We start from the raw sequence: 12928 nt of genomic DNA on the forward strand, positions 1-12928 counted from the left end.
TCTTCTAAATGCATCCAATCATTGTTTAAGGATGCCATACCATAAATGTTTTGGCTAGAGATTTTTACATGTAATTCAATAATAGTTTTGAGTTTATCAATGCATGTGTTTTGAGACGACTGGATTAATTTCATTCCTTCTGTGAACTCTTCAGCTAATGAAATTATAATGGCATTTAATATATCTTGCTTTGAGTTAATATGATTGTAAAGGCTTGCAGCTTTTATACCCATTGCCGTTGCCAAATCGCGCATAGTAACAGCACTATAGCCTTTTTCTTTGAATAGTTTAGCAGCTACTCTTACGATTTCTTCTTTACGGGTTTCTTCTTTCATTTTTTATCTAAAGCACTAAAATAGAAAGATTTTTAAGTTCTGAGTAAATCTAATGTAACTTTGGTTACTTATTATGCCAAGTAGTTTTCGGAATTTTACTTTAAAAAAAAATACAATGGGACTATTAAATGCTTTATTTGGGAAATCGACTATCAATGTAGCTGAATATATTGAAAAAGGTGCTATTATTTTAGATGTTAGAACGCAAAGTGAATATGACGATGGACATATAAAAAATGCTTTACATATTCCAGTTCAGGAAATAGGCAATAGATTTAATGAGGTTAAAAAACTAAACAAACCTCTTATCGCTTATTGTGCGAGTGGTATGCGTTCTGGTAGTGCCACGAGTATGCTGAAATCTAAAGGCATCGATGCTATTAATGGAGGCGGAATGGGAAGTTTGAAACGGAAGTTAGGCTAAAGACTAATCCAAAATACCCTCTAAATTATTAAGTTGATTCAAGTCCTCAATAGGATTTTCATTATACTGCAATTTCCAACCCAAGGAATTAGTTAGAATTAAGAATTTTGAAAGCTCACTAATGAGTCGATTTTGTGCATTAGATTTTAAGTCTGAAGCTTCAATCTTTTTCATTATAGATTTATTGACAGTTTTCTTAATTTCGTTATAGTCTTTAGCTTCAAATTGATTTAAAAAATCCGCTTGAATATCATAATATTCAAAATCTGGACTAATTTTTATTTCTTCTTTCGGAATACTTACAATGTTTAACGTTTTAGTTGTTTCGTCTATTTCATATTCAATCTTACTTAAATCATATGCAATTGTCACATCTGCATTCACTATAACAATAGCGCGTTTTTCTACTTCTAACAAATCACCAAACACGAGTTTAGAGTTTTTATAGGTAAACACTTCACTAAAATGACCTTCGGTAACGACAAGCTTTCCAACGTTTTTAACCTGTTCTTGTATTAATGCCGTATTTTCTTGTAGTACAATTTTATCCTCTGTCTTATCTCCACAATATTTAAAAGTGAAGAGAACAATTAAAGTAATTATAACCCCAAATAGTATTTTTCGCATAGGCTAATTTAATAAAAATAGAACTTTATACTAGAAATTAATATCTTTAGCTTGCTTAAAGATATTCTAATATATAAATCAATTTATATGAAATCAAGATTTTTAATTTTAATTACTACAGCGCTAATGGTTTTTAGTCTTTTAGCCTGTTCGAACCCTAAAAGCGAGTTTGCTACCCTATTAATTTATGGTGGTACAATATATACTGTAGAGTCAACATCTGAAACCGTAGAAGCAGTGGCAACAAAAAATAATAAAATTCTTTTTGCGGGAAGTTCAGCTGAAGCTGAGACCTACAAAAATGAGCAAACTAAGGTTATTGATTTAAAAGGCAAAACCATGACACCAGGCTTAATTGAAGGTCACGGACATTTTATGGGCTTGGGCTATAACGAGCTAAACCTAGACTTAATGAACACGACAAGCTACCAAGACATTGTTGACGCTGTTGCAGCACGTGTTAAAACGGCGAAACCAGGAGAATGGATTACAGGACGTGGGTGGCACCAAAGCAAATGGGATAGTATGCCTTCAGAAACTGTACACGGTTTTCAAACACATCACTTACTAAGCGAAGTATCACCAGATAATCCCGTTTATCTTAGACATGCAAGTGGTCATGCTGGATTTGCCAATTCTAAAGCAATGGAAATTGCAGGACTCCAAGCATTAGTTTTAGATGGCACTAAAACATATGATGTAGAAGGAGGGGAGGTTCTTGTTGATGCTCTAGGAAGACCTACTGGTGTTTTTAATGAACGTGCTCAAAGCCTAATTACACAACATATTCCAGGAAAAACTCCAGAAACAGATATTAAAGCCTTTGAATTGGCAGTTGAAGCTTGTCATAAAAACGGAATCACAAGCTTCCACGATGCAGGAATTGGAAAAGAAACAATTTTGCTTTTCGAAAAAATGAAAGCAAAAGGAAAAATGAATACACGTATTTATGCCATGTTAACAGGTTGGGATGAAGACTTGCTTAACGAATGGTTTGCTAAAGGTCCGATGGTAGATACTGAACATCTTATGACTATTAGATCTGTAAAGTTAAATTGCGATGGTGCTTTAGGCTCTCGTGGAGCATGGCTTTTAGAACCTTACAGCGACAGACCTGACCATTTTGGGCACGAAACACTACCTATGGAGTTTGTTAAAAAAACTGCCTTAAATGGTCTAAAAAACGGTTTCCAAGTCTGTGCGCATGCAATAGGAGATAGAGCAAATAGAGAAATTCTAGATCGTTATGAAGCAGCCTTTAAGGAATTACCTCATTTAACTTCAGATCATAGATATAGAATAGAACATGCGCAACACCTGCACCCAGATGATATTCCTCGTTTTGCTGAACTGAAAGTTATTCCTGCAATGCAAGCCGTACACATGTCATCTGACCGACCTTGGGCGATTGATCGCTTAGGTAAAAAGCGCATCAAAGAAGGTGCTTACATGTGGCAAGATTTATTAAAAAGTGGAGTGCCTATTATTAATGGAACAGATGTACCTGTTGAACCTATTAACCCTATTGCTAGTTTTTATGCAAGCGTGAGTAGAAAAACCTTAAAAGGAATGCCCAAAGGAGGTTACGAACCAGAGCAAAAAATGACTAGAGCACAAGCTTTAAAATCGTATACACTAGATGCTGCATATGGTGCTTTTGAAGAAGATATTAAAGGCTCAATACAAGTTGGAAAGCTAGCTGATTTTACAATTTACAACCAAGATTTAATGACTGTTGAGGAAGATGAAATTCTGGACACCAAAGTTGTAATGACCATATTTGGTGGTAAAGTCGTTTATACTAAAAAATAAAAAGCATTAGTTTTCTTATCATAAAAAGCCTAGCTAATGCTTAAATAAAGATTAAAAGCAACGCAAATTTACTTAATACTTAAAGACTCTTTATTAATATAATATTAGGGGATATGTTAAGGTTATAATTAATTAAAAATTTTAAGCCTTACTACTCTACGACTTGTATGGCATATTTTTTCGCAAATCTAGACAAGTCGCTAATTAGCTAAATGTGTATATGGTAAAGAATCTTTCTAAAATAGACATTATTTAAAAACAGTTTAAACAAAACTAGAGATACGCTCTTCTTAAAGAGAACGATCTATTGATAGGGTTTAAATCTTTAATAGTGATTTTGAAAAAAATTTTGATGTAAAAATTAAAAAAGCTAAAATACCCTATCAGATATTCTTGTTGTTAGATTTGTAACAGAAATAAAACTTCATGATAAATTAATAATTATTACACTTTTAAGGCATGAACCTATAAATGAATTAATAAATATTGAAAATAACCCTGTTTTAGCTTCCCTCACATAAATCAAAAAAAGAAGAGAAAAAAGAAGAACAAATCACAACAATCATTAATACTAACACAATTACTTCAGATAACGAGACTAAATATAATATGGAAGGGGTTTTAACTGCTAACAGTAAATTTGTAAAACCAGCTGATAATATAAGACACTCTTACTGGATTATACATGAAATTAATAATGGTCATGGATCTCGAAAATTATGAGAATGGGCGACCTAGGATTTGTTTACCATATGATTGAACAAAAAAAAGTAGCCTTAAGGACTAAGTTAAGGAAATACAATCAATTAACCGTTTGGTAAGTTTATAATAGTTCTAAATTCTTTAGATATAAAAGAAGAGATCCTAATTTAAAGGAAGTGTCAGGATTTGACTTCTTTAGTTCTACTCCCTTATATAAATCTACTGGAACTATTTAAGAACTTATAACCTATTCTTTTTTTAGCTCTAGTTTCTCAGCAAAGTAATCACAAAAATCTTTCATAGTAGCTGTCATTTTTTCATCTTGAGTGGCGCGAAAAAATGTGTCGCTCATGGTCACCAAAGTTTGATGAAAAAAGAGTTTCATCTCATCTACTGGCATATCTTTAGTCCATAAATCAATTTTTAAAGTCTCTTGCGCCTTGCTGTCCCAAACTGATAACATTACCGCTTTAGCCTCTTCGTTATCTACACCACCATCTTGTGCAGTCCAATTTAACTTTTCTGGCACGCGGTTTTCGTCAAGTTCTACGTTTAGTTCTATTTTAGATTTTATAATCTTAGACATTACTTTTTTGGTTTAAATTTTGATTTTCTAAATAATTCTTCAGGTTCTGTTTGCATTATTTGCATCATATCTTTTCCTGATGTTTCTGCATAAGCTCTTAAAATTTGCCACCCAATATATTGCCCTAATCTCCCAGGTGATTCATTATCTAATTCTAAATAAAATTTAGTAAATGGAGCATCTGCAATAAAACGATTTGAGAGTTTACTATCTGTACTGTACAATAATTCTTTTTCAATAAAATAAGACCAAATTGCACTTTCGTTTGCACCTGCCCATTTCATTTGTTCTTCAGTATAGCCTATTCTCTCTGCTTCTGTTTTAAGCGGAAGTATTACATCCTTAAAATATAATAGTTTACCAAAATAAATCATCTCATCTAATAAGGTCTTTCTGTTTGTTTGAAAGATATATTTTTGACCATAACCGTTAGTCATGTCTACTACAATTTGCTCCTTTCTAAAGTTTTTAGCTAAATATGACGGAATGTTGCCATTTACATAAAACTTATGATCTTCTCCCAAATAATTATCTAATGCTATCAAAGCTATAGTATCTGTTATAATTACTTTATCTCTATATTGAACAGTATTAGTTAGTGTTATAACCCTTGGTATTGAGAACACTTTATCATAGTATTTAATATGCTGAAACATAAGCTCCAACTCCTCTTTTGTATCTTTAAAATTTTCAAAGGTTTTGTTAACCTCTTGCAAAATTTCATTCTGTAAAGAATCATTTAATTTATTTACCCAAATTGAATCTGGTGTATGCTTAGAAAATAAAAATGGGTAGGCTTCTTTAAGTCTTGGTAAATCTTTTGATGTTGCCTTTGAAGATGCAATATCAAAACGTTCTACGACAAAATCAGCTTCAATCTTAGCAATATCATTTTCTAGCTTAGAATCATCATCACAAGAGACAAAGCATATTGCCACTATTAAAATAAAGTAAATTCTTAAATGCATTTTATAAAACATTTTTAATCCTAACACTATTAAGCTATTTTTGTTTTGCAAAGGTACACTTCTTTAAATTAAATTATAAATATTATGCAAATAGAAAAGGTCGTAAATCACATTGTAGATTGGCTAAAAGATTATGCCACAAACGCTAAAGTTAATGGTTTTGTAATAGGAATTTCTGGTGGTATTGATTCTGCAGTAACCTCAACACTTTGTGCTAAAACAGGTTTAGAACTTTTATGTATTAAAATGCCTATACATCAGGCAGAAAGTCATGTAACAAGAGCAGAAGAACATATTACACAATTAAAACAACGATTTACTAATGTAAGAGATACTAGAGTCGATTTAACACCTGTTTTTGAAGAATTTAAAACCGAAGTCACTTTAGAAGGCAAACAAACAACTGTAGATATGGCTCTAGCAAATACAAGAGCACGTTTAAGAATGGCTACACTCTACTACCATGCTGGCTTACAAGGCTTATTAGTAGCAGGTACAGGGAATAAAGTTGAAGACTTTGGTGTTGGTTTTTATACAAAATATGGTGACGGAGGTGTCGATTTAAGCCCTATTGCTGACTTATTAAAATCTGAAGTTTATAAAATTGGTGAATACCTAAAAGTACCTGACTCTATAATGAAAGCAGCACCTAGTGACGGCTTATTTGGAGATGCACGTAGTGACGAAGACCAAATTGGAGCCTCTTACCCAGAATTAGAATGGGCAATGCAAATGAAAGATGAAGGTAAAACTGCAGATGATTTTGAAGGACGACAAAAAGAAGCTTTTGAAATATTCCTTAGATACAATACGTTAAACAAACACAAGATAATACCTATACCAATTTGTGATATTCCTAACAATTTGAGATAAATCGTGTAGTTTATCGATTAAATTGTGTGAAATTCTTAATTTTTAGTTATTTTTGTTTAACGAACCCCTTGATTTTCAGTATCTAGCTCAGTTACAAACCCTAACCATAACCAAAAATCAATTTTAATGATACAAATTTTGATTGTTGACAATCATCCTATCGTAAGAACTGGATTAGAATTATTTTTAAATAGTAAACCCGATTTTAAAGTCGTAGGTAAATTAAGCAGCGGAATAGAAATTTTTGAATTTGTTAGACGCCATAATGTAGACGTTATCATTTCTGAAATTGACTTACCAGAACTAAATGGTATTACTGCATTACGCGCTATTAAAAAAGAAAACAACTCTGTGAATGTCTTAATGTTTAGCCATCAACCAGAAGAAATTTACGCTATTAGTACATTAAAAGCTGGAGCTTCTGGCTATTTAAATAAAACTGCAGACCTAGAAACTATTGAAGCAGCTATTAGAAAAATAAACCATGGGGAAATTTATTTAAGCGAAAAGATGGATAAGCACTACCGTTACGAAGATACTCGTAAGAGTAGAAGTCGCTTGTTTAAAAAACTATCTACGCGAGAAGTTGAAGTTCTAAAACTACTATCTATAGGTAGAAAAAATAAAGAAATTGCACAAGAACTAGATATCAACGAAAAAACGGTAAGTACCTATAAAGCAAGACTGTTTAAGAAGTTAAATGTAACTAATATTGTAGATTTAATTCACCAAGCGAAACATCATAACTTGGCTTAATATTTCCTTACCCAATTACTTTACCAAGTTTACGAGATAACAACATCTTTAAACCAACATAATCTTTTACGTCCTCTATTATAGTGTGTGTGTCTGATGTGCCGTTTAAAGTTTCATTTTTGTATTCTGCCACTTTCTGATCTATAAGATGACATCTTAAGCTCAATATGGTCTGACTTACTAACTGCGATACAGAATGCTCTTTTTCTTTTGGAATGATATTATTACGATGCCAATCATGCAGGTTATATTTTTCGTCATCCATCAAAATGGTTGTAACCATACTTGCAGATTCTTGGTCTAACTGATTGATAAAGTTCTTAGTTGAAAAATCTTTATCTTGATTTAATTTATCAATTATAGAATAATATAATATTTTAAACTTTTCATTAGTAAACTGCATTTCATCTTCTTGAAGATCTAAATACAATTTTTCAAAGACACGTGTTTCGTGTATTGTAGGTTCTAATACTAAATCACCAGAAACTTCATCTTCCTTTAAGATTAAATCTTCAAATTGCTCAGTCTTATCGCCATAAAGCATTAATATTTCAATAATTTTTCTTTCTAATTCGTACTGAATATCAATCTTTTGCTTGGGTTGTTCAACATTTTTTACGACCTCAAATGCTTTCTGTTCTTGTTTATAGCTTTTATTAGCTTCTTGAGCATCCTTTTTATTAATTTGAGCTAAAGTACTAAACAACACATTTTCACTAATATCCATAATGCGCCCACATTCTTGAATATAAACTTCGCGCTTTATCTGGTCTGGAATTTTAGAAATACTATTTACAATTTCGCGAATTGTTTCAGCCTTTTTTATTGGATCATTATTTGCCTCTTTAACTAATAACCCAGCTTTAAATTGAATAAAATCTTTAGCATTTTCAGTAAGATATTCAGTAACTTCTTCTAATGTATTAGATTTTGCAAAACTATCTGGATCTTCACCATCTGGAAACATACAAACCTTAACGTTCATACCTTGTTCTAGAATTAAATCTATACCTCTTATAGAAGCTCTGATACCAGCAGCATCTCCATCAAAAAGGACTGTAATATTATTGGTAAGACGATTAATTAATCGAATCTGATCTGAAGATAAAGCAGTACCAGAAGATGATACTACATTTTTGACTCCTGTTTGGTAAAACTGAATCACATCTGTGTAGCCTTCTACCAAATAACAATTGTCTTCTTTAGCAATGGTCTGCTTTGCAAAAAACAAACCATAAAGCACCTTACTCTTATGATATATTTCACTCTCTGGTGAATTAAGATATTTAGCTGCTTTCTTATCGTTAGTTAAAATACGTCCACCATAGCCAAGAATACGACCACTCATACTATGAATAGGAAACATAACTCTACCTTTAAATCTATCAAAACGCTTTTGGTCCTTGACAATAGTAAGACCTGTTGCTGCTAAAAAGTCTAGGTTATAACCTTTACCTAAAGCATCATCTGTAAAGGCTTGCCACTCATCTAAAGAGTATCCTAATTGAAATTTTTTAATAGTCTCTTCAGTAAATCCACGTTCTTTAAAATAGCTTAAACCAATGGCTTTTCCTTGATCTGTTTTATGCAATACTTTTTGAAAGTATTCATTCGCATATTCACTGACTAAATATAAACTTTCTCTAGCATCTTGTTGCTCCTTCTCTTCGTCAGTACGTTCAGTTTCTTCAATTTCAATATTATACTTTTTGGCTAAATACTTTATAGCTTCCGGATATGTAAAATGCTCGTGTTCCATTAAAAAAGTAACAGCATTGCCACCTTTACCACTAGAAAAATCTTTCCAAATTTGCTTTACAGGAGATACCATAAAACTAGGAGATCGTTCATCACTAAAAGGACTTAGGCCTTTAAAGCTGCTTCCTGATTTTTTGAGCTGCACAAAATCACCTATAACCTCCTCTACGCGAGCGGTTTCAAATACTTGTGCTATGGAGTTTTGTGAGATCATATTATTTCCTGCGAAAACAAGAATCTTATTAACGTTTTCTAAATTTTATATATCACTGCATGAGCAAAATAACATATTTGTAAATTTAAGATAAACAATTTGTTTTAAAAATTTATAGCCTAAATTAACTTGACTTTCTCATTTGAAACAACGAACTTATTGTAAAGCTTGATAAAAAACAGTGAAACGCTTTTTAATCAGAAAACTAATAGAAACTAAATTAATTAAAAAGCCTTAATCCAGATATAGGTTAAGGCTTTTTAAACTCAAATATTAATTAGTTTAGTCTAAATCCCATCTTAGACCTAATGAAATATTATTTTGATCGAAGGCTTGGTCTTTAAACAATGGACTTAAGTCGTACTTAGCATATATAGATAAATCTCCTACACCAATATAACCACTTAAACCATAAACGAAGTTAGAGGTATTAAAGTTGCGTTTTTCTTTAGTCCTAACTCTGTCACCATCCTCATCTTCATAAGTTATTTTTTGTAGCGAAGCCAATCTTACGCCTCCATAACCACCTAAACCAATTTTAAAGCTATTGTCTGTGTGATATCTGAGTTTATCTTTAAAGTCGCGCTTTTTTGAAGGTCCGAATTCAAAATGGATTGGCAGTACTAAATTTGTGACTCTAAACTTTGCTTTTTTAATATCTAACGGAAATTCTTGTAGTGTAGTCTCGTCTCCATTTTGCACAAAATATTTATTATTTTTAATATCTAACTTATTCCACTGAAATGAGAACCCGTAGTTAAGTCTTAAAAAATTGGAATCCTTAAGTAAGCGTGTTTGCCATACCCAACCAAGCTCTACAAATCCAGAGCCTCCTAATTTATAAGGAGAATCTTCTAAACTTTGTTCATCTCCAATTGCATTATTAAATCCTATTGCTAGAAATAGTTTGTTAGTTGTTCTGATATCATATTTGGGTGGTTTATCACTTTCCCCTAGACTAAGACCAATAGAAAAGCTCCCTTTTCCATTTTCTCTAACACCAATAAAAGAATCCCCATTATCTCCATAACTATCATAACCATTTCGTTGTAATAAATCAATCCTGGAGTCTATAATTGCAATTCTATTTTCAATATTTAAGGCAGCTATTTTTGATGCTTCTTTTTTCAAATCTTCTGCTTCAGAAGCCGTAATTTCTTTATTATCTAATTTTTTATTAATCTCTAAAATTCTAAATTTTAAAGCTGATTTTTCTTTATTTTCAATTTCAATTTTCTCATCTTCTAAAATTTTGATTTTATAATCTTTTGTAGCTTTCTGAATTGAATCTTGTTTTGCATCTTGCCCTTGCATTGAAGCAAAGCTGAATGAGATAATTAAGTACACTACTAGTCTTGTAATTGTATTCATAACTGTTCGTTTTTTGATTTATTGATGTTAATTTGATTTTTGTTTTAATTCTTGCGGTCTACAACTGCTGTTTTAACAGTTTTGTAACCACCCTTTAACGCCTCAAATACTTTACTTCTAAACGATTGCCCCATGTCTTCTTCTACACTTAATAGTAACGCATTAGCATCAACCGTTTTTATTGTTTTCTTTTTTAATTCATTCTTAAAGAGTTCTTTACTTGCTACTTTTAATAATGAATCTACTTCTCTATCTAGAACCAATTCATTTTCTGATTTAAATTCTTTTAAAGTAGTTGCAACTACTTTTTTAAGTATTGATACGCTAGTTATTTCTTGAGGCTTCATAACACTTATATCATTAATAACTTTGCTGTTATTAGTGGTTAAATTACTACCTTCTACAAGACGCTTTTTAGCCTTAGACGTATTATACGTTACTTTTTTATAATCTATAATTTGTGATTGCTCTACCGATGATTTAATCTCTTTTTCTACTTCAATCGCTTCTTCTTCAATTGCTAACCCAGTACCTTTTAAATCTTGTTGCTTTAACTCTTTACCCTTTAATTGCTCATCTTTAACTTGTTCTTCAACAAGTGCTGGCATTATTTTTTGAGTTTCATCTTTATTAAAAAACTGAATAGAAACTGCTAGCATAATTATTAAACCCGCTGCTATACTCAGCCACCAATACATTGGCTTTTTAGATTTATTATTATCTTCATCTAAACGGTCAGACAATTTAGACCAACCACCTGCTGATGGATACAAGGTGCGCTTATCTAGCTTGTCTTTTAATTGTTCTTCAAATTTAATTGGTGCCATAACTCGTGTTATTTAATTCCTTTATTTTGTTTTGTAGCATCTGTCTCGCTTTAAACAATTGCGATTTCGATGTTCCTTCAGATATTTTTAATAATTCACCAATTTCGTGGTGTTTGTAACCCTCTATTGCATACATCACAAATACCATCTTGTAACCTGCTGGCAAACTGTCTATGACCATTTGTATTTCGGCAACTTCGATATTTGTTTTTATATTGTTTGTATAATCGTGTTCTAAATACTCATCTTCTCTAGCAAACTCAATATTTTTTTTCTGTCTTAAATATGAGATTGCTTCTCTGACCATTATTCGTCGTACCCAACCTTCAAAACTCCCTTCATTCTTAAATGTTTTTAAATATTTAAATACTTTAAAAAACCCGTTTAACATCACCTCTTCTGCCTGGTGCACGTCTTTAATATAGTATCTACAAACACTCAACATTTTAGGCGCATGTAACTCGTACAATACATGTTGTGCTTCGCGATTTTGTTTCGCAGCTCTCTGTATAAGTTTAGTTTCGTTTTTATGAAGTTGAATAACTTTCATTGTATTGTTTACGATTGTACCTCTATTTATAAAGACGCAAAATTACTACCAAAGGTTGTCTGGGACAATAAAAAATAGTATAAATTATTTATAACTATCTGAAATAGAAGTTTTTAATTTTATTTTTTTCTGTCAATCACGTAGTCCACCATAAGCTTTAGAGATGCTTTATATACAGATTCAGGGTAAGTACTAAGCAGTATTAAAGCTTCCTTTTGAAATGCTTTCATTTTTGAAACCGCATAGTCTAAACCTCCATTTAGTTTTACAAAGCTAATAACTTCCTTAACGCGTTTCTTATCTTTATTATGATTCTTAACAGAATTGATTAACCAAGATTTTTCTTTCTTTGTAGAGTTATTAAGAACATATATTAAAGGCAATGTCATTTTTTGTTCTTTTATATCTATACCTGTAGGCTTACCAATAGCTTCTTGTCCATAATCAAATAAATCATCCTTTATTTGAAATGCCATCCCAATAAGCTCACCAAATTTTCGCATTTTTTCTACATCTGACGAATTTGGTTTAACAGATGCTGCTCCAAGACTACAACATGCAGCAATAAGTGTTGCTGTTTTTTGTCTAATAATCTCATAATAGACGTGTTCTGTAATATCTAGTTGTCTGGCTTTTTCAATTTGAAGTAATTCACCTTCGCTCATTTCTCTTACTGCAACAGAAATAATCTTTAGCAAATCAAAATCATTATTATCTATAGAAAGTAGTAATCCTTTTGAGAGTAAATAATCTCCAATAAGAACAGCAATTTTATTTTTCCAAAGTGCATTGATAGAGAAAAAACCACGTCTTCTGTTACTATCGTCAACAACATCATCGTGCACTAAGGTTGCAGTGTGTATTAACTCTATAACCGAAGCACCTCTGTAAGTTCGCTCACTCACCTCACCATTATTCATCATTTTAGCTACCAAAAACACAAACATAGGTCGCATTTGTTTGCCTTTACGATTTACAATATAATGTGTAATTCTGTTGAGCAGTGCTACTTTACTCGCCATAGACAATTGAAACTTTTGTTCAAAAAGTTCCATTTCGTAGGCTATGGGTTTTTTTATCTGTTCGGTTATTTTCATTAATAATATAAAAGCTCTACTATTAGCA

Annotated in this window: 13 protein-coding genes; 4 read left to right on the forward strand and 9 right to left on the reverse strand. The window is 31.8% G+C overall.

The window, feature by feature from the left end; all coding sequences use genetic code 11:
• Positions 1-335, reverse strand: a 335-nt coding sequence (locus B2U95_RS06675; RefSeq protein ID WP_296314037.1) for a TetR/AcrR family transcriptional regulator, incomplete at its 3' end; no start/stop codon positions are given.
• A 115-nt stretch (positions 336-450) separates the two neighbouring features.
• On the opposite strand from B2U95_RS06675, the gene B2U95_RS06680 reads away from it, so the two are divergent.
• Positions 451-759 carry a rhodanese-like domain-containing protein gene (locus B2U95_RS06680; protein WP_296314039.1) on the forward strand — a complete coding sequence of 103 codons (309 nt, stop codon included), beginning with the start codon at positions 451-453 and terminating at the stop codon, positions 757-759.
• 3 nt (positions 760-762) lie between these two features.
• Here the strand turns inward: B2U95_RS06680 and B2U95_RS06685 are convergent, their stop codons facing one another.
• Positions 763-1386: a DUF4230 domain-containing protein gene (locus tag B2U95_RS06685; protein ID WP_296314041.1), complete on the reverse strand. Its 624-nt coding sequence runs from the start codon at positions 1384-1386 to the stop codon at positions 763-765.
• Between the two features lie 87 nt (positions 1387-1473).
• Here B2U95_RS06685 and B2U95_RS06690 point away from each other — a divergent pair, with 87 nt between their 5' ends.
• A complete protein-coding gene (locus tag B2U95_RS06690) occupies positions 1474-3198 on the forward strand; it encodes an amidohydrolase (protein WP_296314043.1) in 1725 nt (574 codons plus the stop codon).
• 949 nt (positions 3199-4147) lie between these two features.
• Here B2U95_RS06690 and gldC read toward each other — a convergent pair.
• Together gldC and gldB are read right to left on the reverse strand one after the other, a co-directional pair.
• Positions 4148-4486, reverse strand: a complete 339-nt coding sequence (gene gldC / locus B2U95_RS06695; RefSeq protein WP_296314045.1) for a gliding motility protein GldC — start codon at positions 4484-4486, stop codon at positions 4148-4150.
• On the reverse strand, positions 4486-5454 hold the full coding sequence (gldB, locus tag B2U95_RS06700; protein ID WP_296314047.1) for a gliding motility lipoprotein GldB: 969 nt from the start codon (positions 5452-5454) through the stop codon (positions 4486-4488). The genes gldC and gldB overlap by 1 nt, the downstream gene beginning before the upstream one ends.
• A gap of 84 nt (positions 5455-5538) precedes the next feature.
• On the opposite strand from gldB, the gene nadE reads away from it, so the two are divergent.
• A complete protein-coding gene (nadE, locus tag B2U95_RS06705; protein ID WP_296314049.1) occupies positions 5539-6327 on the forward strand; it encodes an NAD(+) synthase in 789 nt (262 codons plus the stop codon).
• A gap of 126 nt (positions 6328-6453) precedes the next feature.
• Positions 6454-7083, forward strand: a complete 630-nt coding sequence (locus B2U95_RS06710; RefSeq protein ID WP_296314051.1) for a response regulator — start codon at positions 6454-6456, stop codon at positions 7081-7083.
• 7 nt (positions 7084-7090) lie between these two features.
• On the opposite strand, the gene dnaG is transcribed toward B2U95_RS06710, so the two are convergent.
• The 5 genes from dnaG to B2U95_RS06735 all read right to left on the reverse strand — a co-directional run bounded on the left by dnaG (position 7091) and on the right by B2U95_RS06735 (position 12900).
• Entirely contained in the window at positions 7091-9055 is a 1965-nt protein-coding gene (dnaG, locus tag B2U95_RS06715; RefSeq protein ID WP_296314052.1) for a DNA primase, read from the reverse strand.
• Between the two features lie 282 nt (positions 9056-9337).
• On the reverse strand, positions 9338-10426 hold the full coding sequence (locus tag B2U95_RS06720) for a hypothetical protein (protein WP_296314054.1): 1089 nt from the start codon (positions 10424-10426) through the stop codon (positions 9338-9340).
• 44 nt (positions 10427-10470) lie between these two features.
• Complete coding sequence (locus B2U95_RS06725; protein WP_296314056.1) at positions 10471-11253, reverse strand: hypothetical protein; 783 nt, start codon at positions 11251-11253, stop codon at positions 10471-10473.
• A complete protein-coding gene (locus B2U95_RS06730; RefSeq protein ID WP_296314057.1) occupies positions 11240-11803 on the reverse strand; it encodes an RNA polymerase sigma factor in 564 nt (187 codons plus the stop codon). Before B2U95_RS06730 ends, B2U95_RS06725 begins: the two co-directional genes overlap by 14 nt.
• Positions 11804-11922: 119 nt before the next feature.
• Positions 11923-12900 carry a polyprenyl synthetase family protein gene (locus tag B2U95_RS06735; protein WP_296314058.1) on the reverse strand — a complete coding sequence of 326 codons (978 nt, stop codon included), beginning with the start codon at positions 12898-12900 and terminating at the stop codon, positions 11923-11925.
• Positions 12901-12928: the final 28 nt, after the last annotated feature.

Source organism: Winogradskyella sp. UBA3174 (genome assembly GCF_002364335.1).
In the GTDB taxonomy this organism is placed as follows: Bacteria; Bacteroidota; Bacteroidia; order Flavobacteriales; family Flavobacteriaceae; genus Winogradskyella.